Here is a 24937-nt window from a genome sequence, read left to right on the forward strand (position 1 = left end):
CCGCTCACCAACTCAGTACACGCAACCTTCATGAACACAAGAAAAGAAAGCTAGGTATATCATGCAGAAAAAGGTAAACTACCAGTCACTATTAGCTAATGATGATGGTATGTCCACGATTGAATATGCCATGGGAAGTTTGGCCGCGGCAGCGCTCGCCGCGGTGCTCTATGCCGTGGTCAACGGTGGCGAAGTCACCAGCGCCATTACCTCCATCATCACCGACGCTCTGTCCAACACCCCAGGCTAATGCGCGCGCTTGATGACGCCGGCTCCGTCACCATCGAGGCGGCTCTGACACTGTCCGCGCTCGTCATCGTTGCCGCGGGAATCGTGGGTGGCATCGCCACGTTGTCCGCCCACCTCGCTGCCGTTGACGCCGCGGGCGCTGCGGCTCGCTCCGCCGCCATTGGCGTGGACTTTCAGCGCGAGGGAGTAACAGTCAACCTCAGTGAGGGTGCAGGCCTCATGACCGCTGAGGCCGCCGTGCCGGCACCTTTGGGGACCATGCGTGCACAGGCGGTATTCCCCGCAGAGATGGCAGCCGGTGGTTCCACAGGGGCGCAGCCGTGAGGCGTCGTCAGCGCAGCTGGTCGCGGATCCTGGTGGGTGAGGAGGGCTATGCCACCGTCGTCACCGCCGGGATTATCGCCGCAGTGAGTTCGTTGCTGTTGGCGGTTGCGGCAGTTGCTTCGCTCGTTGTGGCGCGGCACGAAGCGCAGGTGGCGGCGGATCTCGCCGCGGTGGCCGGGGCGTGGGAGGTGGCCAAGGGCAGGGACGCCTGCACGAAGGCCACAGAGATTGCCGTGCTCAACGGCGCGGAACTCGGCTCTTGCGACATCGATGGGCGCGACGTTGAGGTCACTGCCCGGCTGCGCGGGCGCAGCGCCATCGCCCGCGCTGGTCCGGTCTAAGAGGTCATGGTGACCAACGCACCGAGGAGAGCTATAGCGCCTGCCTTGTCCAAAGGGTTGTTGCCGTTGCCGCACTTGGGGGATTGCACGCACGACGGGCAACCGGATTCGCAAGGGCAGGAGCGCACGGCCTCAAAGGTGGCCTTGATCCACTCGGGGAAGCGCCGGAAACCTTCCTCGGCGAAGCCGGCGCCGCCGGGATGGCCGTCGTAGACGAAGACCGTGGGCAAGCCCGTATCGGCGTGCTGCGCGGTGGACACACCACCAATGTCCCAGCGGTCGCAGGTGGCAATGAGCGGCAGCAACCCAATGGCGGCATGCTCGGCCGCATGGAGGGTGCCCGGGGTGCGCCCGGCGGTGACTCCCATCGCTGCGAGTGCCAGCGGATCGATGGTGTAGGCCACCGCCCGGGTCACCAGGCGCTGCTCCGGCAGGTCAAGGGGGATATCCTCGCCCACGGAGCCATCGGGAAGCCGTACCTGGTAGCCGGTGACCTTATCGGTCACCTCAACCTCTAAGCTGGCCACCCACAGGCCGGGGGCGTAGTTCACCAGGTCATCGGCCTCGCTCAGGATGCGGATATCCGTCGTGGACTTCGGCTGCGTGGTGTAGTCCGGCGTCTTCGGTACGGCGAGTGCCACTCCCGGTTCGGCGGGAGCTGCGCCACCAGCGCCGCCGAGGTGAAGTTCCTCGATGACGAAGCTCTCACCACGGTGCAGGTACACCGCGCCGGGATGCACCTGGCTCACCGCGCGGGCTGAATCGATGGTGCCGAGCAGGCGGCCATCGGAGGAATCCACAATCATGACCTCCTCGCCCGAGCCGCCGCGCAGCGAGACGGCCGTGTGCGCGGTCTCCGGGGTTAGCTCGCTTGAGCCAGCCGGCAGGGGAGCGGCGAACCAGCCCTGCGGGCGCCGGCGCAGCAAGCCCTGCTGGGCTAAGTCGTGGACCACGGACTCGGCGCGGAAGGCGGCTACGTCGGCGTCGCTAAGCGGCTTCTCTACCGCCGCGCAGTAGACGTGCCCGCCCAGGATATAGGGGTTAGCGGGGTTGAACACGCTGGCTTCTACCGGCCGGCCCAAGAGCGCTTCTGGGTGGTGGACCAGGTAGGTATCCATCGGTTCATCGCGGGCCACCAGTACCACCAGCGAACCCTGACCGCGGCGGCCCGCGCGCCCGGCCTGCTGCCAGAAGCTAGCAACCGTGCCCGGGAACCCGGCGGTGACCACGGCATCCAGCCCGCCGACGTCGATGCCCAGCTCCAAAGCCGAGGTGGTGGCCACTCCGAGCAAGGAGCCATCATCCAGCGCCTGCTCCAGCGCGCGGCGGTCCTCGGCCAGATAGCCCGCCCGGTAGGCGGCAATCCGGCGCGCAAAATCCGGCCGGCCCAGCCTCCCGGAGAGTTCCTCAGCTGCCCGCAGCGCGGTGGTTTCCGCCGCGCGCCGCGAGCGCACAAAGGTCAACGTCCGCGCGCCCTGCGCCACGAGCGCGGCCATCATCCACGCCGCTTCCGTGGTGGCGGCGCGGCGCACAGGAGCACCGTTCTGCCCTTCGATGCCTTCCATGAAGCCCGGTTCCCATAGCGCGACCGTCCGCGCACCCGTCGGCGCGCCATCCTCGGTTACGGGGAAAAACTCGCGCCCCGTCAGCCGTGCAGCATGCCGGGCAGGATCCCGCATGGTCGCCGAGGCCGCAATCACCACCGGCCGCGAGCCATAGTGCTCACACAGCCGCAGCAGGCGCCGCAGCACGAGCGCTACGTTCGCGCCAAAAACCCCGCGGTAGGCATGCGCCTCATCGATGACGATGAACTTCAAGTGCCGCAGCACCCGCGCCCACCGCTGATGAGCGCCCAGCAGGGAGGAATGAATCATGTCCGGGTTGGAGAAGATGAACCGAGCCTGATCACGGATGCCGGCACGGGCTTCGGTGGGGGTATCGCCGTCGTAGGGGGCGGGGTGGACGTCGCGAAGCGTGGCGATGCCCTGCGTGAGCTCGAGCACCGCGCGCAGCTGGTCCGAGCCCAGCGCCTTCGTCGGCGTGATGTAGAGCGCGCACGCGGTCGGGTCCTGCGCCAAGCGGGACAGAATGGGCAAACGATAGCCCAGCGACTTTCCGGAACTCGTGCCGGTGGAGACTACCACGTCGCGCCCCTCCCACGCCGCCTGTGCCACGGCGACCTGGTGGGCATAGAGCTTGGCGACGCCCTGCTCCTCCAACGCCGCCCGCAACTTCGGTAGGACCCACTCGGGCCACTCGGCGTAGCTTGCTGGCTGGGCGGGCAGGGTGGTGGAGTGCGTTAGCTCGGACTCGGGGAAACGCTCAACAAGGTGCTCGACGAGCTCCTCACCCAGAGGGTTCTCACTCACGCTTGCCTCCACTAATCTGCTGTAGGTGTCCAAACGTGGCACACTGGTGCACTAGTTTGCACTACTTTATTCCCGCAAAGGACAACTCATCATGGCATACGGTACCGTCAAGTTCTTCAACGCCGAAAAAGGCTACGGCTTCATTGAGCAGGAGGACGGCTCCGGCGATATCTTCGTGCACTACACCGAAATCCAAGGAACCGGCTTCCGCACCCTCGAAGATAACCAGCGCGTCTCCTTTGAGATCGGGGAAGACGCTAAAGGCCAGCAGGCCACCAACGTCGAGGTGGTTTAGGGGGACTCGGCATAGCCGCGCCGGGTATCCCACCATTCCAGCAGCTTATTCTGCCCTTTTTGCAGGCCGAAGCCGATGATGACAGCGGCGATGATGGAAATGAGCATGGCTATCGCGGGCGAGCCGGAGAAAGCCACGCCGCCGAGATAACCAATGGCTAGCGCCTGCGCCACCCACAGCAGGACGCCGATGGTGTCGAAGAAGAAAAACAGTACCCACGGGTAGCGCATGGAGCCCAGCAGGATCGTCATAAACAGCCGGGCCGAGGGGATGAAACGCGCAATGATGATGGCCGCGCCGCCGCTGCGCCGAATGTTGCGCTTGACCCACGTCAAGGCGTCATAAGCTTTCGTGCCCTTTTGGGCTCTATTAATAAGGCCAATGAGCCGCGTTCCCAAAAGGAAACACAAGTTATCCCCCAAAATTGCGGCAACCATAGCGACGAAAAACATGGTGGGAAGGTGGGGGAAACCTTGGGAACCAGACCAAGCGCCCACCATGTTGAGGGGAACCTCTGAAGGTAAAACGGGGAAGAAGCAGTCGAGGAAAATCAGTGAACCCACCAGCGGATAAATCCACTGGGTGGCCATGATGACCTCGAACCATGCAGTAATAGACGCAATCACGCTGTCTCCCGGTTGTGTACTGTGAGGCGAATCCTCGGACGGCCAGTATAGACCCCCTGTTGTGTGGACGTGTACTGGCCTGAATAACTAGAGTGAACCTCTATCTGTGTACTCTAGGGGCAATTGCCCAGCAGAGGACTAGCCATCGGAAGGGATGAAGTCGAAGTGGCAGAAGCTACCGGCCCGGGGAAGACCCTGGTCATCGTCGAGTCAGCAACCAAGGCGAAGAAGATTCAGCCTTACCTCGGCGATAAGTACATTGTTGAGGCCTCCGTCGGCCACATCCGGGACCTTCCCCGCGGCGCTGCCGACGTCCCAGCTAAGTATAAGAAGGAATCCTGGGCGCGCCTCGGTGTGAACCCGGAGGATAACTTCACCCCGCTGTACGTCATCAGCCAGGACAAGAAAAAGAAGGTAGCTGACCTTAAAGCCAAGCTGAAGCAGTGCGATCAGCTTTATCTCGCAACAGACCCTGACCGCGAGGGCGAGGCTATTGCCTGGCACCTGCTGGAAGTACTCAAGCCCAAGGTGCCGGTGCGCCGCATGGTCTTCAACGAGATCACCAAATCCGCCATCCTGGAGGCAGCGGAAAATACCCGTGAGCTCGATGAGAACCTCATCGACGCCCAGGAAACCCGCCGCATCCTCGACCGCCTCTATGGCTACGAGGTCTCCCCGGTGCTGTGGAAGAAGGTCATGCCGCGCCTGTCGGCTGGACGCGTGCAGTCGGTGGCTACTCGCGTCATCGTCGAGCGCGAGCGCGAGCGCATGGCGTTCATCCCCGCCGAGTACTGGGATCTCACGGCAACGCTGAAGTCCACGCCGGATTTCGACGCGCGCCTGAGCGCCCTCGACGGCAAGCGCGTGGCCGCTGGCCGTGACTTCGATGATCGGGGTCAGCTGAAGAGCGACGAGGTGGTCGTCGTCAAGCAGGCCCAAGCGGAGCAGCTGGCCAGCGCGCTGGAAGGCTCCACCATGACGGTGGCTAGCGTCGAGCACAAGCCCTATTCGCGCAAGCCTTCCGCGCCGTTTATGACGTCGACTCTGCAGCAGGAGGCCGGCCGGCGCCTGCACTACACCTCGGAGCGCACGATGCGCATTGCGCAGCGCCTCTACGAGAACGGTCACATTACCTATATGCGTACCGACTCGACCTCCCTGTCTAAGCAGGGCCTGGACGCTGCGCGTGAGGCTGCGACGTCCATTTTCGGTGCCGAGTTCGTTGCCGACGGGCCGCGCACCTATGACCGTAAAGTGAAGAACTCCCAGGAGGCCCACGAGGCCATCCGTCCGGCCGGCGAGCGTTTTGCCACCCCAGGCCAACTGGCCGGGCAGCTCGACGCCGAGGAGTACAAGCTCTACGAGTTGATTTGGAAGCGCACCGTGGCTTCCCAGATGGCCGATGCCAAGGGAACCTCGATGAAGGTGACCGCGGCCGTGAGCGCTGGTGGTCACGACGCCGACTTCTCCGCCACTGGCCGCACGATTACCTTCCCGGGCTTCCTCAAGGCCTACGAGGACGTGGCGTCGAAGGGCTCGAAGGAAGAGTCGCGCCTGCCGCACCTCAACGAGGGTGACACGCTGAAGACCGCTGCGGTGACTGCCGACGGCCACTCCACCAACCCGCCGGCGCGCTACACCGAGGCCAGCTTGGTCAAGAAGATGGAGGACCTAGGCATTGGGCGCCCGTCGACGTACGCCTCCATCATCAAGACCATCCAGGACCGCGGCTACGTGCTCTCCCGCGGAAATGCGCTGGTGCCCTCGTGGGTTGCCTTCGCTGTCGTGGGCCTGCTGGAGAATAACTTCACCGAGCTGGTGGATTATGACTTCACCTCCTCCATGGAGGATGAGCTCGATGCTATTGCCGCCGGTTCGGAGAACGGCACGGACTGGCTGAATAACTTCTACTTCGGCAACACGGAGGCCGGCGAACGCAAGGCCGCGTCCATTGCCCGCCACGGCGGCCTGAAGTCCCTGGTGGACATCAACCTGGAGGCCATCGATGCCCGCCAGGTCAACTCGCTGCGTCTCTACACCGACGCGGAGGGCCGCGATGTTTTCGTGCGCGTGGGCCGCTACGGGCCCTACATTGAGCGCGCTGTGGGAACCAACGAGGACGGCACGGTGGAGTACCAGCGCGCCAACCTCTCGGAGACGGTCACCCCGGATGAACTCAACGAGGCTTTGGCGGAGAAGCTCTTTGCCACCCCGCAGGGTGGGCGCGAGCTGGGACAGAATCCGGAGAATGGCCGCACCATCGTGGCCAAGGAAGGCCGCTTCGGCCCGTACGTGACCGAGCAGGTGCGTGACGACGAGCGCGAGAAGGCCGAGGCCGAAGCCGAGGAGATCGTCAAGGAAGAGCGCGCCGCCGAGGACGCCCAGCGTGCGGCCGAGGGCAAGCGCGCCAAGAACTGGGAGACCAAGACCGCGGCGAAGCAGAAGGAAAAGCGCATTGCTGAGTACGTCGAGGAGAAACTGAAGCCGGGCACGGCCTCGCTCTTTGCTTCGATGGAGCCGTCCAGCGTCACGCTGGAGGAAGCACTCAAGCTGCTGAACCTGCCGCGCGAGGTGGGCGTGGACCCCTCGGATGGGGAGGTCATCACCGCACAGAACGGCCGTTATGGCCCGTACCTGAAGAAGGGCAAGGATTCGCGTTCCTTGGCCAAGGAAGAGCAGATCTTCTCCATCACCTTGGATGAGGCGCGCCGCATCTACGCGGAGCCGAAGCGCCGTGGCCGCGCGGCCGCACAGCCGCCGATTAAGCAACTGGGTGACAACGACGTCTCCGGCAAGCCGATGACGGTCAAGGACGGCCGCTTTGGCCCGTACGTCACCGACGGCACCACGAATGCCTCGCTGCGCCGCGGTGACGATCCGGAGCAGCTTACCGACGCTCGCGCGAACGAGCTCCTCTCCGAGCGCCGCGCCAAGGATGCTGCGAACGGTGGTGCGAAGAAGTCGACGAAGAAGAGCACCAAGAAATCGACGAAGAAGGCCACGAAGAAGTCGAGTAAGAAGGCTACAAAGAAGCCTTCGCCCGGCACGAAGAATGTGGTCAAGGCCGGATCGCGCAGGAAGTAGTCGGACATGAAGACCAGCTTCGCCCGCGACATGGTGGCCCGTACCCAGGAGGGCGCCGAGGCTCTCCTGCGCGCGGTGGGTCCGGCTTTTGCTGGCCGCGATCACTTCACCCTCGGCGCACTCGCCGCGGGGGAGACTGCAGTCTGGTCACGCCTGTTTAACTGGCGCACGCTCGGCACGGTGACGACGGCCGCTGCACCAGTGCTGCTGGCCCTGCGCCCGGACTGCGCACCGGAGACCCGCGTGGGGCTCATCGCCGCGTCCCTGGGCCAAGCCGCCAAGCGCGGTGAGCCAACAACGTTCGGCGTAACCTGCGTGAGCGTGCAATACGCTTCCTTCGCATGGGCGCTGCGCGGTGCGCGCAATGATGCGGTGGGCTGGGGCTTGCGCGCCGGGGCGTGGGCCGCGGGTATTGCGCTCTCCCGCACCCGAGGTGAGCGCCGCGCCACGGCTATCGCCGGAATCCCGGCGGCTGCGCTCTCCGCGCTAGCCGGTGATGAGAAGCTCCGCGCCAACCAGGCCACGCAGGGCCTGAGCCACGGCGCTAACCTGCTTCTGGCCTCTGAGGCGCTGACGGTCCTGAACCCGGTTGAGCAGCGCCAGGATGCGGGCCTGCGTGGCCGAGCCCTGGATGCGGCGCAGTCGGCGGCGCAGACGATAGGCCTGGTGCTGCTGGTGGATGGGCTCGCGCGGAAGGCTCGGAGCTAGACGCCGCACCTAATTCCGGGCGCATCGTCTTGCCGTAGGACAGGCGGCGGTGCACCCACTCGAAGGGCCCGGGCTTGCCTGCTGCCTCGAGCGCGCAGGCAATGAGAAGCGTTGCCAGCCACACGCCGGCGGCCAGCGCTGCCTGGCCTGCGGCGCTGAGCTCCGGCCCAATGTTGAGGGTGAAGGGGTAAACCAGCGCCAGGAAGAACACGGACTGCAGCACGTAGCCGGTCATGGAACGCTTGCCCAGCGCGATGAGCGGCCACAGGAACCACGGGCGCGCGCCACGGCGCTGCAGCGGTTCTAGGGCAAGTGTCGCCGCCGCCACGATGCCCGGCCCGGTGAGCATGCCGATGCAGCTATTCGCCGCGTTGAGGGGATCCGCTAGTACTGGGTCCAGCACCCCAATCGTGGCCAGACCCCAAGGCAGCCCGAGGAAGAGGATGATGGCTAGGGCCAAAAGGGTCCACGCCCACAGCTCACGCCGATGACCCCCGGCCAGGGTGCCGCGGCGCGCCCACACGAAGCCCACAAGCATGACCGGAAGAACCATGGCGCCCGTTAGAGGGATGGACATTAGTTGGGCGCCGACCATGATGGCCTGCTCACCCAGCAATTCCCAGTAGGACTCGGCGGCGCTAAAACCGCTGAAATCGAAATCTGAGGTATCGATGAACGCGGCCCCAATACCCATTCCGATGCCCGACACAACCAGTAGCGCACAGAGCCCGTAGGCCACGCGCATGAGGAGCTTGTCGGTGAAAGAAAGCAGTAACGCAATGAGCATGCCCATCGCGCCGTAGAGGATCATGATGTCGCCGGAAAAGAGAAACAGGCAGTGCAAAACTCCGAATAGGGCGAGAAAGCCATAGCGTTTTGCCAGCACGGCCTGCGCGCGGCGCAGTGGGAAGCCGCGGCGCCACAGGCTCATCGCGATAAGCCCCACGCCAAAGCCGAGAAGCGTGGAGAACATCGGCAGGCCGCGCACGTGGATGAACATGGCGGCAAAGACCACGTAGATCTTGTCTGCAACGGTCTCGACGCCGCCGAAATAAGCATCGGGGCCATCGCCGTCGTTCATGATCCACGCGGTGCAGACGTTTGCCAGCGCGATGCCCAGCAGGGCCATGCCGCGGGCGACATCGGGGACGAGGAGGCGAGGACTCGAAGGCCGGCGTGGCGGATGGTGCTGATGTGGCTGTTGGAGCATGGCCCCGAAGCTACCAGAATCACAAAGACTTATTTATCCGAGAGCGCGTTCCGCCAACGTCGGGCGAATCGGGCGCGCCAGCTGCGTCATGCGGCGGCGCCCGCGCAGCTCAATAGATTTCATCAGCGTCCAGCGCGCTTGCTCCGCCTCGTTGGCGCCGCGCAGCGTGGCGGAGTTGGTGAGCACCTGGCCCGGGGTGTCCTTGGCCAGCTCAGTAAGGCGTGCGGCCTCGTTGACGGCATCACCAATGACGGTGTACTCGAAGCGATCCGCACCACCAATGTGGCCGGCCACCACGTGGCCCGCGGCCACACCGATGCCTGCCTGCAGCCGCAGCCCGCGTAGCTCCTGGCGCAGCTCGCGGGCTGCCTGCAAGGCCATGGAGTTGGCATCGTAGACCGTTAGCGGCGCACCGAAAACGGCCAAAGCGGCATCGCCCTGGAACTTGTTGATGATGCCCTTGTTGCGGTGCACCACCTCAACGACGTGCTCGAAGAACTTGTTGAGCTCCTCCACGACCTCCTCCGGGGTGTGGTTGACGGCGAAGGTGGTGGAGCCGATGACGTCGATAAACAGCACAGCCACCTTGCGGTCTTCGCCGCCCAGCTCCGGGCGTTCCTCTAGGGCGCGCTGGGCCACCTCAGTGCCGACATAGCGGCCGAAGATATCGCGCACGCGCTGGCGCTCACGCAGGCCGCGCATCATCTCGTTGAAGCCGGCCTGGAGAACACCGAGCTCGGAGCCGTCGTAGATGTCCACCTGGACGTCGTTCTCGCCGCGGCGCACGCGGTTGATGGCGTCCTGCAACTCCAGGATCGGATCCACCACGCTCATCATGGCGAACATGGTGCCGATAAGCCCCGTGCCCAGCGCCGTGATGCTCAGCGCGATGATGGCGGGGATGATATCGGCGGTATCGGCGGTGAACATCCCCATCTTCTGGCCCAGGTGCACCAAGATGATGCCGATGAGCGGGATGCCAGAGGTCATGAGCCACGTGGAAAGCAGCCGGTACTTAATCGGCGGCTCCAGGGTGGAATCCTCGAAGCGGCGTGCCACGGCCTCCGCCGCCACGGGACGTACGAGGCGCTCCGCCTGCAGGTAGGTCAAGAGCACGATGAGGCCGCCGGCCAAAGTCGCAGAAACGCCCACGACGATGGCCAGCCGTGCCGAGTGCTGGCCCGCCAATATCACCGCCAAAACAATGCCCAGCAGCCACACACCCGCGGCCACCCCGGCTTGGTAGAGCGGGATGCGCAGGACCAAGTTGCGCACCATATTGGGATCGTGGTCATCGGGACTGCGCTGCCAGTCCAACACCGGCCGGAACAGCCGCAGGGTCACCGCGATGCCGATGATGACGGCGAAGGTCACGAACAACGTGCCATAGGTCCACAGGTGGGGTGTGTGGGCGATGAAGTCGGAGATCTCCGGCATGGGCAGAAAGAAGACCACGAAGGTCATGATCGCAATGGCACCGATGATGTTGGAGCCAAGGACGAGCGCGGCGTACATCGGCCATTGAGTACCCCATAACCAGCGGGCGCCACGCATCAGTCTATTCATGATTACTCACTTTAGTTATCCCAGTAGGCTAGGGCGAGTGAATACATCAAGCGTTGCAGAAAGGCTTGCCGACGCCCCCTCCGTCGCCCACACCATCTTCAGTGCTGCCCGCGCGGCACGCGGTGAGGGCGACCCGCGGGCGATGAGCCACTCTTGGCTTTTTACCGGTCCTCCCGGTGCCGGCCGCTCGCTGGCCGCGCAATGCTTCGCCGCAGCACTCATGTGCACGTCCGCCGACGAGAACGGCAACCCCGGCTGCGGGCGCTGCCCTTCCTGTCAGAGCGTCTTGGCCAAGCAGGCGCATACCGACTTGGTCTACGTGGATCCGCAGGAGCAGTTCATCACCGTCGGTGAAGCCCGCGAGGTTATCGGGCGCGCGGCCAGCCTGCCGAGTGTCGCACCCTGGCGCGTGGTCATCTTCAACAAAGCCGACCGCCTGCGCAACGAGGCCGCCAACGCGTTGCTGAAAACCGTGGAGGAGCCCCCGGAGCGCACCGTCATCATTATGGTGGCGCCCTCGGAGGACCCGGAGGACTTCTCGGTCACGCTGCGCTCGCGCTGCCGTTACCTGTATATACCGGCGCCGAGTGTGGAGGGCGTCGTCAAGCAGCTCGTCGCCGAAGGCACTAGCGAGGATGACGCGCGCCTGGCCGCCGTGACCACCCTGCGCCACGTGGGGCGTGCGCGACACCTGGTCAACGAACCCGCCGCGCAGAAACGCCGCGCCATGGCCATCAACCTGGCCGAGGATGTCTTCCACGGCTCCCAGGCCTTTCAATCTGTCACCGCGCTGCTGAAATTCATTGAGAAGGAAGCCAAGGACTCCCACGCGGCGGCGGAGGAGGCGGAGCGCTCCAAGATTGAGCAATCCTTCGGCGTCGGTGCCAAGGGCAAGGGAGCGACCAAGGCGCAGCGCGACGCCCGCAGTGCCCTGAAGGATTTGGAGGATCTCCACAAGAAGCGCGCTAAACGACGCATTGCTGACGGCCTCGATATTGCCCTCGTGGATCTCGCCGGTATCTACCGCGATGCGCTCATGCTGAAAGTCGGCGCTGACGTGGAGATGACCCACCCGGACTTCGCGGGTCTGGCGGGCGAACTTGCCCAGCGCGTCAGCGAAGACGGCCTGCTGGCTGCCCAATCCGCCATTCGCACCTGCCGTGAGCAGCTGCCGCAGAACGTCACCCCGCAGGTGGCTTTCGACGGCATGGTGGGCCGCCTGCGCATGGCCTGCGGTGCGCGCTAACCTGCAGCATGCGCTGCACGCGCCCCACATCAAGCAGCCCGATTTCTTTCTCAACCCCGGCCTAGGCTAAACTTTCACGCGGTGCATATACACACTGCATCGTGCCGCCTTAGCTCAGTCGGTAGAGCATCTCACTCGTAATGAGAAGGTCGCGAGTTCGATTCTCGCAGGCGGCTCCATTAATCCCCAGCTAGAACAGTGTTTCAGCTGGGGTATTTTCCTATCAGCACTGACCTCCTTCCGGATCGTCCGTGCTATTACCGAGCGTAGGCAGGGGACAGGCTGAGAACGCCGAAGAGGTGACTCGGGGCAGAAGTTAGAATGGTTCCTGTGGATAAGGGACAGGAAGAGGTTATTGAGCGGCTCCTAGAAAAGAGCAAGGAAGCTTTTGCTCTTGCAGTGGAGCTGTACAACAGGCCAACGTTGAAATACCACGCGGAGACCTGTTCAATTTTTCTCTGCAACGCATGGGAGTTGATGCTCAAGGCGTACCTGATCCGAGATCGGGGAATCGAGTCGATCTATTACTCGGACGAATCTGGAAAGACAATTGCGCTAGCCGACTGTCTCAAGAAGATTTTTACGAATGATAAAGATCCCCTGCGCATCAATATGGCGGAAATCATACGCTTCCGCAATGTCAATACTCACTTCATCACTGATGAGTATGAGATTTTCATCGGACCGTTCCTGCAAAAGTCTGTAATGAATTATGCAGATAAGCTCCTCGACCTTCATGGCGAATCCGTTAGCGATTTAATACCGGAGAATCACTTGACGTTGGCCGTGCGCCGCGGCGCAATTGACCCCGACGTGATTCGGACAAAGTACGAGCCTCATGTCGCAGAGAAGCTTCTCAAGATGAGTCAGCTAGCCGCCGACGCGGCAGGAACCGGAGAAGGAGGTGCTGCTGCCGTCATCTACGAGACAAACCTGCGCATCGTCAAGAAGGCGAAGGATGCCGACCTTAACGTCTATGTCGACAAAGACGCGGAAGCCGGCGTCACCATCGTTAAAGACATCCGAGATGCTGCTTCCTATTACCCTTACACAGTTGGTAATGCAGTAAAAGAGGTGCGAAACCGGTTAAGGAAGTCGAAAACCACTATTTACTTCCGAGGCGAGGAAAAGTTATTCAACCGGTGGCACTTCAATCTCTTCAATAAGGTATTCCAATTTAGAGAGGATGCCAGGTACGCACACGATCGCAGCACCGCTGGAGAACCCAATTCATCCTGGACATACTCTCAGCGAGCAATCGAGTTTATCGTTGCACAACTCGAAAAAGAGCCAGGGACGTGTATTGATGCTTTGCAGGCCAAGGCGAAAGCAAAGTAAAAACGCCAACCCTCGGAGCAAAGGAATTCTCAGGCCGAAGCCCTACTCCCATTCGGGAACCCAGCTTTATCCTTCTCGGGTTGGCGCTGTACCCGCAAGAATAGTTGGGCGTGAGGCTTTCTACAACACAATTTTTCCCGGTGTGCTCAAAATGGCTTCAAAACACTAGATAAACACAGCACAAGAATTTCGGGAAGCACCCTCAGTAGTCCAAGCGTCACTAGCCAGCGTCTGTGGCCAAGTGCAGCTTATTTCTGCTTGCGCCGGTAATAGACCTGGCGGCGCACGTGCGCGACGACATCGCCTTCCTCATCGAGGATGTCCACGTCGAACCAATGCAAATACTTCTCACCGTTGGCCGTCTTTTCTTCGATGAGCGCGTAGGTCTCCTCCGGGATGCGCATGTCGGCGGTGACCGTTCCGCGGCCGGGTTTCAGGTACTTAATCTCACCAGCGACATCCCAGATGCGGTACTCCTTGCCCAGGCGGTGCATGGAGGCGAGCATGAAGAACGGGTCCGTCATGGCGGACAGCGTGCCGCCAAAGGCAACGCCCATGGCGTTCTTAGTCAGCATGTTTGGCCTGTGACTGACCACGACGCGGGTGCCGTCATCAGCGAATTCTTGGATCTTGATGCCAGCGCCCAAGAAGGGCGGCCAGAAGCCCATGAAGCGCTTGAGCTGGCGTGCAGTGAAGTGGGCCATGAGGATAGCTCCATTTGAGTGGTGCGGCAGGTGGGCTAAATGGCCTCAACTCTACCGTTGCGGGATGAGGAGTGCTCGTACTTTATTCTCTGTACGAGCTTCCCTTCGGGTGAGTTAGGTCGTGCGCTGTGTAGAGGTAAAAGTAGTGCTAGCGCTAGTGACCTTCGCGCTTATGGGAAACACAATATAGAGCATGAAAAAGCTTGTGGTTGGCATGATTGCCGTGGTGGCCGTGATTGTGGTGGCGTTTGTCGGGTTTGTGGGATTCATGAAATGGGTGGACGCAGACAGCGTGACCGGTGATGACGGCGTGGCTGCCGGATACAGCGCTGAGACAGGTGGCCCGCTGGAAGCGTCGTTTGCGGGCGAAGGGCCGCACGAGGTCGACGTGCGGCGTGATGGTGACGTGACCATCGCGGCACCGACGGGCGCGGGACCATTTCCGGCGGTGGTCATGGCTAATGGCACGAACACGCCGTTGAGCAGTTACCTGCCCGTGGCGGAACACCTGGCCAGTTGGGGCTTCGTGGTCGTCGGCGATGAGACTCCCCACACCGGAACAGGGGAAAATGTCGTGCACCTAATCGAGCGATTGCCAGAAATGGATTCCCGAGTGGACCGATCACGAGTCGGTATTTTCGGACACTCACAAGGTGGTGCAGGTGCCATCAACGCTGCAGCCCACACGGAGGTAGCAGCCGTGTATGCGGCAAGCCCGGCCTCCCACAAAGTGGCACAGTCCAATGACTGGGACTACACCACAGCGGATGTTGAGGCACCGCTATTCCTGATGACGAGCGATGGCCGTTCAGACCGCTGGCTTGTCAGCCCGTGGTCAGATTTGCAGGAGAGCTTTGAATCAGCTGGTGGTCCGGCAATCATTGCCCGTCGCCTGGGCGCGGACCACAAGGACGTTTTAGAGTTCGGAGACGGCTATGCCACCGCGTGGTTCCGCTACATTCTTGCTGATGATCCTGATGCACGAGACGTGTTCGTTGGTACTTCGCCTGCGGGCGCTGGAGAGCTGGCGAACAACGAGCTCTGGGACCGAGTAGCCACCCGCGGCTGGTAGCTCGCCGGGCCTTTCGACATCCCACGCGGTGCACCTAACACGCTAAAAGTCAGCTGTGCTCACACACCCCCTTCGGTGGAGGTGTGATTCACAAAAATCAGCAGCCCTGATAAATTTCAAGTGAATTGTCAACCGGGCTGCGCCACGCCAGCCTGTACAAGCAGAATCGAATGAGTCATGCAGACAGAGGCGAAAGGCCACGTCGAGGGCCTCTACATCGATGAGAACTTCGAGCTGCGCGCCGGGGCCGTCACGTTCGGGGAGAATATTGAGGGCATAAAGCTTGGCGACGTCCCCCAAGCCGAGGCCGCTTGGCGCGCCGGGGACTCGGATGCGTTGCTGTGGGTGCCAGGTTTCGTGGACTTGCACAACCACGGCGGCAACGGCGGGGGATTCCCCAACGGCGACTACGAGCAGTGCCTGGCCGCCGCCCGCTTCCACCGCGCGCACGGAACCACGACGCTGCTGGCCAGCTTGGTTTCCGGCACGCAAGAAGAGCTGTGCACGCGGACGGAGCTTTTGGCCCAGCTGGCTGAGGAGGGTGAAATCGCCGGCATCCACATGGAGGGCCCCTTCATCGCGGCGGCCAAGTGTGGCGCACAGGACCCCTCGCGCATCGTGCCCGGTGACCCGGACTTCTTCCGCGCGGTCATCGCCGCGGCCCGCGGCCACCTGCGTTCGATTACCTTCGCGCCGGAAACGGACAACGCTGACAAGCTGCTCGAAGTCTGCGCGGAGCATGGCATCATCGCCAGCCTGGGCCACACCGAGGCCGACTACGACACCATGTTGGGCGTCATTGCCAAGGCCAAGGAGCTCGGCCTGACCGTGACTGGAACGCATCTGTTCAACGGTATGCCCTCCATTCACCACCGCGCGCCGGGCCCGGTAGCGGCCTTGCTCACCGCGGCGAAGGCGGGGGATGTGTCCGTCGAGCTCATTGCCGATGGCGTGCATCTTGTCGACGGCACCGTGGACATGGTGCACAGCCACCGCGCCTTCGCCATCACTGATGCCATGGCGGCCGCCGGCATGGCCGATGGTGACTATGAATTGGGCTCCCTGCCCGTCACCGTGAGCGGGGGAGTAGCCCGCGTGCCCAGCGGCGCCATCGCGGGTGGTACCTCCACCTTGGCCCAGCAATTCGCCAGCTTCGCCGAGCGTCATGGACTCGGGGAAGCAGTTCGTTTTACCTCCACCACGGCCGCCGACGTGTTGGGGGAGAAGGATCTAGGCCGCATCGCGGTTGGCGCGCGCGCCAACCTGGTGGGCCTCAATGCCCAGCTAGAACCGGTACGCGTCATTGTCGGTGGCGCTGAATTCATAGACTCTTAAAAACACTCTCACTCGCATCAGAAAGGCACTCATGGAAATCCTCATCCGCTCCACCCCCGCCGACGTGGCCGTCGCGGCCGCCGATATCCTCGCAAGCTACGCCAATACCTCAGCCACCCTGGGGCTGGCCACGGGTTCTACTCCGGTGGCCACCTACAAGGAGCTCATCGCCCGCCACGAGCGCGGCGAGGTCAGCTTCGCGGGCAGCCGCGCTTTTCTTCTCGACGAATACCTAGGCCTCGCCCCCGAGCACGAGCAGTCCTACTACGCCACCATCCGCCGTGACTTCACCAGCCACGTCGATTTTGATGATGCCCTGGTCAAGAGCCCAGAAGGCAGCGCTGCCGACCCCGTGGCAGCCACCGCCGCCTATGACCAGGCCATCCGGAATGCCGGCGGCATCGATGTCCAGTTGCTCGGCATTGGCGCGAACGGCCACATTGGCTTCAACGAGCCCTCGAGCTCCCTGACGTCTCGCACCCGCGTGGTGGCCCTGCACCCGCAGACTGTGCAAGATAACTCCCGCTTCTTCGACAACCTGGAGGAAGTTCCGCGCCACGCGCTGACGCAGGGCTTGGGCACGATTAGCGAGGCCCGCCACCTGCTCCTCATCGCCACCGGCACCAACAAAGCCAACGCGGTACAAGCGATGGTTGAGGGACCGCTCTCAGCGCGCTGCCCCGGCTCGGTGCTGCAGCTGCACCCGCGCGCGACCGTGATCGTTGATGAAGCCGCCGCCGCTCTCTTGGAGGACCGCGAGTACTACCTCTTCGCGGACCAGAACAGGCTGCACTAAAGCTCTTCCTTCCACCCTCTTCCGCTTGAAAGGACGTTTCAGACATGAAAATAGATGTCATGGGGCCGCTGCAGCGGCTCGGAAAAGCCCTCATGGGCGCCGTGGCGGTGCTGCCCGTCGCGGCGATCCTCAGTGGTCTTGGCTACTGGATCTCCAGCGCCGCCGGCCCGGATAACCTTGCCGCCCAGCTGTTGATTAGCTCCGGCGACGCGGTCCTGGCCAACCTGGGCTGGATCTTCGCCATCGCCATTGCCTTCGGTCTGGCCAAGGATTCCAACGGTGCCGCGGCACTCTCTGGTTTCTTGGCCTTCGCCACGTTCATGAAGCTGCTCGGCCCGGAGGCCGTGGCCGGCTACCGAGGCATCGAAGATCCCACCGCGCTGACTGGTGATGAGGCCCTGCAGTGGGCCTCGGAAGGCTGGAACGCCGTGGGCGGCGGCAACGTCCTCTTCGGCATCCTCGCCGGTATCATGGCGGCCTGGGTATATAACCGCTTCCACGGAACCAAGCTGCCGGACTTCCTGGCTTTCTTCTCTGGCCGGCGCCTCGTGCCGATTCTTACCGCCATCATTGCCATGGTGATTTCCGGCATCCTCTACTTCGTGTGGCCGTTCATCTACAACGCGCTCTTCAACTTTGGTACCTCCATCCAGGGCCTGGGTGCGGCGGGTGCCGGTATTTACGGCGTGGCTAACCGCCTGCTCATCCCGACTGGCCTGCACCACGCGCTGAACTCCGTCTTCTGGTTCGACGTCATCGGTATCAATGACATCGGCAACTTCCAGGCCGGCCAGAAGACCATCGAGGCAGCCGCGGCCGCTACCTCTGCTGCGGACTGCCCGGGCATTTGGGCCAACGGGCAGTGCACGGTCGAGGGCGTCGTGGGCCGCTACCAGGCCGGTTTCTTCCCGGTCATGATGTTCGGCCTGCCGGGCGCGGCGCTCGCGATGTACCTGCGCGCGGATAAGAAGAAGCGTAAGGTCGTCGGCTCGCTCATGGCTGCTGGCGCCTTGGCTTCCTTCTTCACCGGCGTGACCGAGCCGCTGGAGTTCTCCTTCATGTTCGTCGCTCCGCTGCTCTACGTGGTGCACGCGTTGCTCATGGGCCTGTCCGTCTTCATCGCTTCCACCATGGAGTGGACTGCGGGCTTCGGCTTCTCCGCCGGTTTCGTGGACATGCTGCTCTCCTCGCAGAACCCGCTGGCCAACAAGTGGTACATGCTGCTGGTCATGGGCGTGGGCTTCTTCTTCCTTTACTTCGTCATCTTCTACTTCCTCATCGGCTGGTTGAACCTCAAGACCCCGGGGCGCGGCGAGGACGAAGCCGAGGACGCGGAGGATTCCGCCACGGGCGATGACAAGACCGCAGCCGATGCCGCCCGCATTATCGAGGGGCTCGGCGGCAAGGACAACATTGACTCCCTGGACTACTGCACCACGCGCCTGCGCGTGGGCGTCAAGGATCGCGCGCTTGTCGACGACTCCCTGATCAAACGCGCCGCCGTCTCCGGCGTCATCCACCCCTCGGAGAAGAGTGTCCAGGTCATCGTGGGCCCGGCCGTACAGTTCATGTATGACGAGGTCAGCCACCAGCTGCGCCACGGTTCCCCGGCCCTGGCGACGACTGGTGCAGCGAGCGCGGCGGGTGCTGCGGGGGCTTCGGCCAGCGTGCCGGCCGGCGCCGGTGCCGCTTCCGCTCAGAGCATCAGCGGTGATGCCGCTGACGTGGACGTGCGTGCCCCGTTCGCGGGTGACGTCGTTGCACTCTCCCAGGTCCCGGATGCCTCCTTTGCCCAAGGCATGGTGGGCGAAGGCTTCGCCGTAATGCCTGATGCCGTCGATGCCTTCGACGTCTGCGCCCCGGTAGATGGCACCATCACCATGATCTTCAAGACGCGCCACGCCTTCGGCATGAAGACCGCGGACGGGCTGGACCTGCTCATCCACATCGGTATCGACACCGTGGAGCTCAAGGGAGAAGGATTCACGGCCCTGGCTAAGAAGGGCGATACCGTCACTGCCGGCACGCCGATCATCGCGGTAGAGGCGCAGAAGCTACGCGAGCGCGGCGTCAACCTCATCACCCCGGTGGTGTGCCCGACGGCCAAGCAGGTCGCTGGAGTCGACATTGCTCGCGAGGGCCATGCCCAACCTGGCGATGTCGCCGCAACCGTCAAGCGCAGCAGCTAGCGGGCTGGATTAAATCCCAGACATAAAAACTGCCCGAGTTGCCAAAAACAACGTTGTTCCCTGCGGTTAGGGGCGAAGGTTTTGGCAACTCGGGCAGTTTTGGCTTGGGGGCCTAAAGGGTGGGCTAGTCGGTGCTGTGCAGCAGGCGCGGCACCACTTTGCCTGTGGCATTGCGCGGCAGCTTGTCCAGGAAGTGGACGTCGCGCGGCACGGAGTGGTCGGCGAGGTTCTCGCGGACCCAGGTGCGGATGCTATCGGCAGTCACGGTGCTGCCCAGGGCATCGCGCGTGGTCACTGCCCACACGGCGATGCGCTGGAAGGTGGTCTCATCCTCCACGCCGCCGGCATGTACCTCCGCGATGCCCGGCATGGCCTCAAGAACCTCCGTTACCGACTGCGGGTGCACGTTCTCACCGCCGACGATGATCATGTCATCCGCGCGGCCCACCACGTGCAGGTAGCCCTCGGGGTCGATATAACCCAAGTCCCCGATGGAAATGAGACCATCGACCTTGTTGAGCGGAATCTTCGGGTTGGTATAGCCAATGAGCGCGGTGGAATTGGTCAGGTAAATCTCGCCGACCTCGCCGCGCGGGACCTCATTGCCCTCCTCATCGAGAATGCGCAGCTTGGTGCCGGAGGCAATCTTGCCGCCGATGGTGGGATCCTTGGCCACCTCTTCCATGCTGGCCGTCGATGCCAGTGCTAGCTCCGTGGAGCCATAAACGTTGCAGAGAATCGGGCCGAAGCGCTCGTGGGTTTCTTTGACGATCTCCGGGGTCAGCGCATGCCCAGCGGAGGCAATGAACTTCAGGCTCGAGGTGTCATACGCCGAATCCGGATCTACCTCAACCATCTGGCGGAAGAAGACGGGGGAGGAGAGCAGGCCATCGAGCTGGTAGCGCTGGATGTCATCGAGCGCGGCCGCCGGGTCAAAGACGCGGCGGGTGACGATGGTATTGCGCAGGCCCAGAGCGATGTTAAGGCAGGCCCAGCCCCACGTGTGGAAGATGGAAGCGGTCATCTGCACCTTCTGGTCCCCGCGCCACGGCACCGCATCGACGATGGAAGCAACCACCACCGGCAGCGTCGGCTCCGGGCGCATGATCCCCTTAGGAATGCCCGTGGTGCCGGAGGACATCAGCACGATATGCCCGTGTTTGGGCCAGGTGGGAAGCTTCTGCTTCTCGACGTCCCGCGGATTCTCTACGATCTTGCGCAGCGATGCCGCCTGCGCCAGCTCGGCGGGAATCTCCTCACCGGACTTGTGGCCAATCACGACGTGTAGGCCATCAATGGGGCTGGCGCTGTCGGCGGGGGCGAGGCGGTCGATGAATTCATCGTCGATAACGAGCACATTGATGCGGTTTTCCTCGATGCATCCGGCGAGCTGCTCGGGGGAGGAACCGACGTTGAGCAAAAAGATGTGTGCCCCCGCATAGCCCTTGGCGGCCAGCGGGGTGATGATGTCGCGGCCATTGCGGGCCATCACGCCGAGGCGAATTTCCTCCAGCCCCAAAGAGAGCAACCAGCGCGCGAAGGTTTGGGACTGTTCGCGCAGTTGGCGGTAGGTGAGGGTCCCGTCGTCGTCGATAAGCGCCAGGCGTTCCGGGCAGGTCAGGTAGGCCTGCTCCACCTCGCGGGCGGTGGTGAAGCGGTAGCGCGCCAGAACCGGCGCGGTCAGGGCCACCGCCCGCGGGCCGCCGGCTGGGCTAATGAGGCCCGCGCGGAACAGGGAGGGGATAAAGCGCGCGAGGGCGGCGGCGTGGAAGGTTACATCAGAAAGCTTCATAAGGTTCTCATCGAAAGGAGGGGGAAAGAGGTTACGGAGACGGCGGACTCGCCACAATCAAAACGACAACCTGTTACGGGTGTTGCTATTGTTACATAAGCTGCAACCGCAAGCGTAGTCTATTATGGTTTCGGTCTAGAACATACTCTTTTGGAAGGACGTTAGTCACGTGAAGTCTACTCAGCGCATCGCCGCCCTCTGCGCCTCCCTCCTCGTGGCGGTAGGCCTGTCCCAAGCTCCGCAGGCAGTTGCCGGCGAGCGCAACCTCGTCGCCTTTGGTGATTCCGTGCTGGCGGATCCGCAGCTGGATACATATTTGTCCTCGCGAATGGGCTCGTCTCAGCGCAATCCGAGCCTGAACTGCCCGTCGGGCAATAACTACGCCAAGCGCACCGCCGCCAAGCTGGGCATGCCGGTGGCGGACTTCTCCTGCTCTGGTGCTGTGTCCATGTCTCAGGGCCCGCAAGTGAACGCGCAGATCGACGACGCCATTCGCCGCGGCGCGCTCAGTGCGGATACGCAGCGCGTGCTCTTTGCTAGCGGCTTCAACGATACGTACAACAACGCCGGGCTTTCCGACGGCGACATGCGCGCCCGCTGGGTCGGCGCCAATGCGCCGCTGATCCACAAGATTCGCGCGGCAGCCCCCAATGCCCGCATCCAGATCGTGGGTTACCCGACCATCGGCTCGGGCGACCGCTACTGCCTCCTCCACTTTGGCCCGAAGCCGGCCGACGCTACGGCGCTGCCGATGGTGCAGCGCTATGAAAACGTCGCGCAGTGGATGCAGGTGGACCTGGCGCGCGCTACCGGAACCGAATTTGTGGACATGAAGCCGATGACCTGGGATCGCGGTATGTGTGCCGATGCCAACAAGCGCCTGTGGGCGGGCCTGGTGGACTTCTCCGCGGGGCCGGGCAACCTGCCGCTGCACATTAATGCGCGCGGTCACGAGTTTGTGGCTAACCACCTTGCTAGCTTCTAGAAGCGCGCTCTTCTGACTTTCAGGCCCGGGCAACGTTGCCCGGGCCTTTCGCGTACCCTCGCGGACATGGCTGTTAATGAAAACCTAAATGAAAATAACTCCCAGAAAGGATCGGAGGTTGTCCGCGGCGTGATTGCGCGCGCCAAGGGCGAGCCCGTCGAGACCGTCAACATCGTCGTGCCCGCTCCGGGCGAGCACGATGTCGTGGTCAAGATTCAGGCCTGCGGCGTCTGCCACACCGACCTGGCTTATCGCGATGGCGATATCGAGGATGCCTTCCCCTTCCTGCTCGGGCATGAGGCGGCGGGCGTCGTCGAGCGCGTGGGCGATGCCGTCACCCACGTCGAGGTCGGTGATTTCGTGGTCCTGAACTGGCGTGCGGTGTGCGGCGAGTGCCGCGCTTGTAAGAAGGGTGAACCGAAGTACTGCTTCAACACCCACAACGCCTCCGCGAAGATGACGCTTGCGGACGGGGATAAGGATGCCGGCACGGAGCTCACCCCGGCGCTCGGCATCGGTTCCTTCGCGGAGAAGACCCTGGTTCACGAAGGCCAGTGCACCAAGGTCAACCCGGAGGCAGATCCGGCCGCCGCGGGCCTGCTGGGCTGTGGCGTGATGGCCGGTTTGGGCGCTGCTGTTAATACCGCGGACGTCAAGCGCGGCGAGTCCGTCGCGGTCTTTGGCTGCGGTGGTGTCGGCATGGCGGCTATCGCCGGCGCGGTGTTGGCGGGTGCCTCCAAGGTCATCGCCGTGGACCTGGACCCGGACAAGCTGGAGCTGGCCAAGAAGTTCGGTGCTACCCACACCGTTGCGGCGAAGGACAAGTCTGAGGACGAGGTCATCGAGGCAGTCCGCGAGCTCACCGATGGCTTCGGCACCGACGTGGCCATCGATGCCGTGGGCATCCCGGTCACCACCCGCCAGGCCTTCTACTCCCGCGACCTGGCCGGCCGCATGGTCATGGTGGGCGTGCCGAACCTCACCAGCCGCTTCGACATCCCGGCCATTGACTTCTTCGGCCGCGGCGGCTCACTCAAGTCCTCCTGGTACGGCGACTGCCTCCCGGAGCGTGACTTCCCCATGTACGTCGACCTCTCCCTGCAGGGCCGCTTCCCGCTGCAGGACTTCGTCACCGAGCGCATTGGTCTCGACGACGTGGAAGAGGCTTTCGCTACCATGAAGGCTGGCAAGGTACTCCGATCCGTAGTGGAGCTGTAAATGATCATTGAACAGTTTGTAACCTCAGGAAAGTTCCGCCTGGATGGTGGTGAGTGGGACGTGGACAATAACGTCTACATCCTGGCCGCTGGTGGCGCGTCAAGCGATGCCGAGTGCTACATCATCGATCCTTCCCACGACGCCGAGCGCGTCATCGAAGAGGTGGGACAGCGCACGGTCAAAGGCGTTATTCTCACCCACGCGCATAACGACCACTGTGAGCTCGCACCCCAGGTGGCTGAGCACTTCGGTGTGTCCGTCTACCTGCACCCGGATGACCGCCCCCTGTGGGAGGAAACGCACGAGGACGCGACCTTCGTGCCGCTGGAGGATAACCAGCTCTTCACCGTGGGTGATAGCGATTTCGTGGTCTTCCACACGCCGGGTCACTCGCCGGGATGCGTGGTGCTCTACATTGCGGACGAGGCCACGCTTCTGTCGGGAGATACTCTCTTCAACGGCGGGCCGGGCGCTACTGGCCGCAAGTACTCCGACTTCGATGTCATCATCGAGTCCCTGCGCAACCGCGTGCTGAACCTCCCGCCGGAGACCCGCGTCCTGCCGGGCCACGGCGATGAGACCACCATTGGTGCGGAGGCGGCACGCATCGACGAGTACGTCGCGCGCGGCTACTAGCCCTTAAACCTTGGCCTAGACCTTGGCCTAGAGCTAAGCTCTAGGCCGCCCTAGGCCGGGGTTCGGGCGGCTTTCACGCCCACGGCCACTGTGGCTGCGAGTGAGAGCCCAAACCAGACCCACGCATCCGCCACGCCCGCGCTGAAGGCGCGGGCTTTTTCTTGCACTGCGAACTGCGCATCCGTGCTTAAGACCGCGGGCAAGGTTGCGGTGCCATAGCTGGCAATGAATAGCGCGCCGATGAGCACGAAAAACGCGCCGGACACAATGGACAAGGTGTTCGTGCGCACGGGGCCAAGAACCACCTCGCGCCCGCGCAGCCAGGACCACGAGCCCACATTGAGGCGCTCCCACAGCGCCGCCAGCACAAAGAGCGGTGCGGCCATGCCCGCGGCATACGCCACCATGATGATCCCGCCGTAGAGCGCGCTGCCGGATGCCGCGGCCGTGGTAAGCACAGCACCCAAGAGCGGGCCCGCGCAAAAGCCCGCGAAGCCATAGACCGCGCCGAGCAGAAACACCTTGCCCCGTGCTTTACCGGACAGGGCATCCATACCGGGGATGCGGAAACCGCCGCCCAAGGCGGTAAAGATCCCTAGCGCGATGATGATCCAGCCCGCCACCGTGATGACCTGGCCGCGGTATTGCGCGAGGATTGCAGCCAGTCCCATGCCGATGGGCACGAGCGTGGTGCACAGGCCTAAGAAAAAGACCAGGGTTTTCAGTAGCAGCTGGCGCTGCGATTCAAAAGCATAGGCAAAGAAGGCTGGCACCAACAGCGCTGAACAGGGGCTGATCAAGGTCAGTACGCCGGCGATGGCGGCGCCAAAAATTCCGATACTCACAGGCTCACC

Annotated in this window: 21 protein-coding genes and 1 tRNA gene; 15 read left to right on the forward strand and 7 right to left on the reverse strand. The window is 63.1% G+C overall.

Annotated elements, in window-relative coordinates:
• Positions 1-61: 61 nt before the first annotated feature.
• Genes CAURI_RS01295 through CAURI_RS01305 form a run of 3 tightly spaced genes read left to right on the forward strand, consistent with a single transcriptional unit; the run spans position 62 to position 914 of the window.
• The gene (locus CAURI_RS01295) at positions 62-250 is read left to right on the forward strand and encodes a DUF4244 domain-containing protein (RefSeq protein ID WP_010189925.1); all 189 of its coding nucleotides are present in this window, start codon (positions 62-64) and stop codon (positions 248-250) included.
• On the forward strand, positions 250-573 hold the full coding sequence (locus tag CAURI_RS01300) for a hypothetical protein (protein WP_010189923.1): 324 nt from the start codon (positions 250-252) through the stop codon (positions 571-573). The genes CAURI_RS01295 and CAURI_RS01300 overlap by 1 nt, the downstream gene beginning before the upstream one ends.
• Entirely contained in the window at positions 570-914 is a 345-nt protein-coding gene (locus CAURI_RS01305) for an Rv3654c family TadE-like protein (protein ID WP_012714782.1), read from the forward strand. Before CAURI_RS01300 ends, CAURI_RS01305 begins: the two co-directional genes overlap by 4 nt.
• Here CAURI_RS01305 and CAURI_RS01310 read toward each other — a convergent pair.
• Positions 911-3283: a DEAD/DEAH box helicase gene (locus tag CAURI_RS01310; RefSeq protein WP_010189921.1), complete on the reverse strand. Its 2373-nt coding sequence runs from the start codon at positions 3281-3283 to the stop codon at positions 911-913. The genes CAURI_RS01305 and CAURI_RS01310 overlap by 4 nt on opposite strands.
• Positions 3284-3374: 91 nt before the next feature.
• Here CAURI_RS01310 and CAURI_RS01315 point away from each other — a divergent pair, with 91 nt between their 5' ends.
• Complete coding sequence (locus CAURI_RS01315; protein WP_010189920.1) at positions 3375-3578, forward strand: cold-shock protein; 204 nt, start codon at positions 3375-3377, stop codon at positions 3576-3578.
• Here the strand turns inward: CAURI_RS01315 and CAURI_RS01320 are convergent.
• Positions 3575-4168, reverse strand: coding sequence for a DedA family protein (locus CAURI_RS01320; RefSeq protein WP_010189919.1), 594 nt, complete (start codon positions 4166-4168; stop codon positions 3575-3577). The two genes, CAURI_RS01315 and CAURI_RS01320, sit on opposite strands and share 4 nt — an antisense overlap.
• A 201-nt stretch (positions 4169-4369) precedes the next feature.
• Here CAURI_RS01320 and topA point away from each other — a divergent pair, with 201 nt between their 5' ends.
• Positions 4370-7288 (forward strand): type I DNA topoisomerase, encoded by a 2919-nt coding sequence (topA, locus tag CAURI_RS01325; protein WP_010189916.1) that lies wholly within the window; start codon positions 4370-4372, stop codon positions 7286-7288.
• A gap of 544 nt (positions 7289-7832) precedes the next feature.
• Here the strand turns inward: topA and CAURI_RS01330 are convergent.
• Complete coding sequence (locus CAURI_RS01330) at positions 7833-9206, reverse strand: DUF418 domain-containing protein (protein ID WP_012714784.1); 1374 nt, start codon at positions 9204-9206, stop codon at positions 7833-7835.
• Between the two features lie 33 nt (positions 9207-9239).
• A complete protein-coding gene (locus CAURI_RS01335) occupies positions 9240-10772 on the reverse strand; it encodes an adenylate/guanylate cyclase domain-containing protein (RefSeq protein WP_029158971.1) in 1533 nt (510 codons plus the stop codon).
• Between CAURI_RS01335 and CAURI_RS01340 the strand changes: the two genes are divergently transcribed.
• From CAURI_RS01340 to CAURI_RS01350, 3 genes are all read left to right on the forward strand, one after another.
• A complete protein-coding gene (locus CAURI_RS01340) occupies positions 10771-12018 on the forward strand; it encodes a DNA polymerase III subunit delta' (protein WP_012714785.1) in 1248 nt (415 codons plus the stop codon). The two genes, CAURI_RS01335 and CAURI_RS01340, sit on opposite strands and share 2 nt — an antisense overlap.
• 103 nt (positions 12019-12121) lie before the next feature.
• Positions 12122-12197 (forward strand) — tRNA-Thr (locus CAURI_RS01345).
• A gap of 142 nt (positions 12198-12339) precedes the next feature.
• Positions 12340-13356 carry a DUF3644 domain-containing protein gene (locus CAURI_RS01350; RefSeq protein WP_010189909.1) on the forward strand — a complete coding sequence of 339 codons (1017 nt, stop codon included), beginning with the start codon at positions 12340-12342 and terminating at the stop codon, positions 13354-13356.
• Between the two features lie 248 nt (positions 13357-13604).
• On the opposite strand, the gene CAURI_RS01355 is transcribed toward CAURI_RS01350, so the two are convergent.
• Positions 13605-14060, reverse strand: coding sequence for a DUF4442 domain-containing protein (locus CAURI_RS01355; protein WP_010189908.1), 456 nt, complete (start codon positions 14058-14060; stop codon positions 13605-13607).
• A gap of 193 nt (positions 14061-14253) precedes the next feature.
• Here CAURI_RS01355 and CAURI_RS01360 point away from each other — a divergent pair, with 193 nt between their 5' ends.
• The 4 genes from CAURI_RS01360 (at position 14254) to nagE (ending at position 19452) form a co-directional block, all read left to right on the forward strand.
• Positions 14254-15132, forward strand: coding sequence for an alpha/beta hydrolase (locus tag CAURI_RS01360; RefSeq protein ID WP_010189906.1), 879 nt, complete (start codon positions 14254-14256; stop codon positions 15130-15132).
• A gap of 177 nt (positions 15133-15309) precedes the next feature.
• Positions 15310-16467 carry an N-acetylglucosamine-6-phosphate deacetylase gene (locus tag CAURI_RS01365; protein ID WP_010189904.1) on the forward strand — a complete coding sequence of 386 codons (1158 nt, stop codon included), beginning with the start codon at positions 15310-15312 and terminating at the stop codon, positions 16465-16467.
• 31 nt (positions 16468-16498) lie between these two features.
• Positions 16499-17263: a glucosamine-6-phosphate deaminase gene (gene nagB / locus CAURI_RS01370; RefSeq protein WP_010189902.1), complete on the forward strand. Its 765-nt coding sequence runs from the start codon at positions 16499-16501 to the stop codon at positions 17261-17263.
• Positions 17264-17307: 44 nt separating this feature from the next.
• The gene (gene nagE, locus CAURI_RS01375; RefSeq protein ID WP_010189900.1) at positions 17308-19452 is read left to right on the forward strand and encodes an N-acetylglucosamine-specific PTS transporter subunit IIBC; all 2145 of its coding nucleotides are present in this window, start codon (positions 17308-17310) and stop codon (positions 19450-19452) included.
• A 124-nt stretch (positions 19453-19576) separates the two neighbouring features.
• Here the strand turns inward: nagE and CAURI_RS01380 are convergent, their stop codons facing one another.
• The gene (locus tag CAURI_RS01380) at positions 19577-21244 is read right to left on the reverse strand and encodes an acyl-CoA synthetase (RefSeq protein WP_010189898.1); all 1668 of its coding nucleotides are present in this window, start codon (positions 21242-21244) and stop codon (positions 19577-19579) included.
• A gap of 169 nt (positions 21245-21413) precedes the next feature.
• Here CAURI_RS01380 and CAURI_RS01385 point away from each other — a divergent pair, with 169 nt between their 5' ends.
• The 3 genes from CAURI_RS01385 (at position 21414) to CAURI_RS01395 (ending at position 24083) form a co-directional block, all read left to right on the forward strand.
• On the forward strand, positions 21414-22229 hold the full coding sequence (locus CAURI_RS01385) for a GDSL-type esterase/lipase family protein (protein ID WP_010189896.1): 816 nt from the start codon (positions 21414-21416) through the stop codon (positions 22227-22229).
• A 66-nt stretch (positions 22230-22295) separates the two neighbouring features.
• Complete coding sequence (locus CAURI_RS01390; protein ID WP_012714787.1) at positions 22296-23447, forward strand: S-(hydroxymethyl)mycothiol dehydrogenase; 1152 nt, start codon at positions 22296-22298, stop codon at positions 23445-23447.
• Positions 23448-24083 carry an MBL fold metallo-hydrolase gene (locus CAURI_RS01395; protein ID WP_010189892.1) on the forward strand — a complete coding sequence of 212 codons (636 nt, stop codon included), beginning with the start codon at positions 23448-23450 and terminating at the stop codon, positions 24081-24083.
• A gap of 50 nt (positions 24084-24133) precedes the next feature.
• On the opposite strand, the gene CAURI_RS01400 is transcribed toward CAURI_RS01395, so the two are convergent.
• Positions 24134-24928: a cytochrome c biogenesis CcdA family protein gene (locus CAURI_RS01400; protein ID WP_010189890.1), complete on the reverse strand. Its 795-nt coding sequence runs from the start codon at positions 24926-24928 to the stop codon at positions 24134-24136.
• Positions 24929-24937 lie beyond the last annotated feature (9 nt).

This window comes from Corynebacterium aurimucosum ATCC 700975 (genome assembly GCF_000022905.1).
GTDB lineage: Bacteria > Actinomycetota > Actinomycetes > Mycobacteriales > Mycobacteriaceae > Corynebacterium > Corynebacterium aurimucosum_F.

Coding starts and splice junctions, on each gene's coding strand:
- CAURI_RS01295 (WP_010189925.1), top strand. CDS start 62: ATGCAGAAAAAGGTAAACTACCAGTCACTATTAGCTAATGATGATGGT.
- CAURI_RS01300 (WP_010189923.1), top strand. CDS start 250: ATGCGCGCGCTTGATGACGCCGGCTCCGTCACCATCGAGGCGGCTCTG.
- CAURI_RS01315 (WP_010189920.1), top strand. CDS start 3,375: ATGGCATACGGTACCGTCAAGTTCTTCAACGCCGAAAAAGGCTACGGC.
- CAURI_RS01320 (WP_010189919.1), bottom strand. CDS start 4,168: ATGGCCACCCAGTGGATTTATCCGCTGGTGGGTTCACTGATTTTCCTC.
- CAURI_RS01330 (WP_012714784.1), bottom strand. CDS start 9,206: ATGCTCCAACAGCCACATCAGCACCATCCGCCACGCCGGCCTTCGAGT.
- CAURI_RS01340 (WP_012714785.1), top strand. CDS start 10,771: ATGATTACTCACTTTAGTTATCCCAGTAGGCTAGGGCGAGTGAATACA.
- CAURI_RS01335 (WP_029158971.1), bottom strand. CDS start 10,772: ATGAATAGACTGATGCGTGGCGCCCGCTGGTTATGGGGTACTCAATGG.
- CAURI_RS01350 (WP_010189909.1), top strand. CDS start 12,340: ATGGTTCCTGTGGATAAGGGACAGGAAGAGGTTATTGAGCGGCTCCTA.
- CAURI_RS01355 (WP_010189908.1), bottom strand. CDS start 14,060: ATGGCCCACTTCACTGCACGCCAGCTCAAGCGCTTCATGGGCTTCTGG.
- CAURI_RS01360 (WP_010189906.1), top strand. CDS start 14,254: ATGAAAAAGCTTGTGGTTGGCATGATTGCCGTGGTGGCCGTGATTGTG.
- CAURI_RS01365 (WP_010189904.1), top strand. CDS start 15,310: ATGCAGACAGAGGCGAAAGGCCACGTCGAGGGCCTCTACATCGATGAG.
- nagB (WP_010189902.1), top strand. CDS start 16,499: ATGGAAATCCTCATCCGCTCCACCCCCGCCGACGTGGCCGTCGCGGCC.
- nagE (WP_010189900.1), top strand. CDS start 17,308: ATGAAAATAGATGTCATGGGGCCGCTGCAGCGGCTCGGAAAAGCCCTC.
- CAURI_RS01380 (WP_010189898.1), bottom strand. CDS start 21,244: ATGAAGCTTTCTGATGTAACCTTCCACGCCGCCGCCCTCGCGCGCTTT.
- CAURI_RS01390 (WP_012714787.1), top strand. CDS start 22,296: ATGGCTGTTAATGAAAACCTAAATGAAAATAACTCCCAGAAAGGATCG.
- CAURI_RS01395 (WP_010189892.1), top strand. CDS start 23,448: ATGATCATTGAACAGTTTGTAACCTCAGGAAAGTTCCGCCTGGATGGT.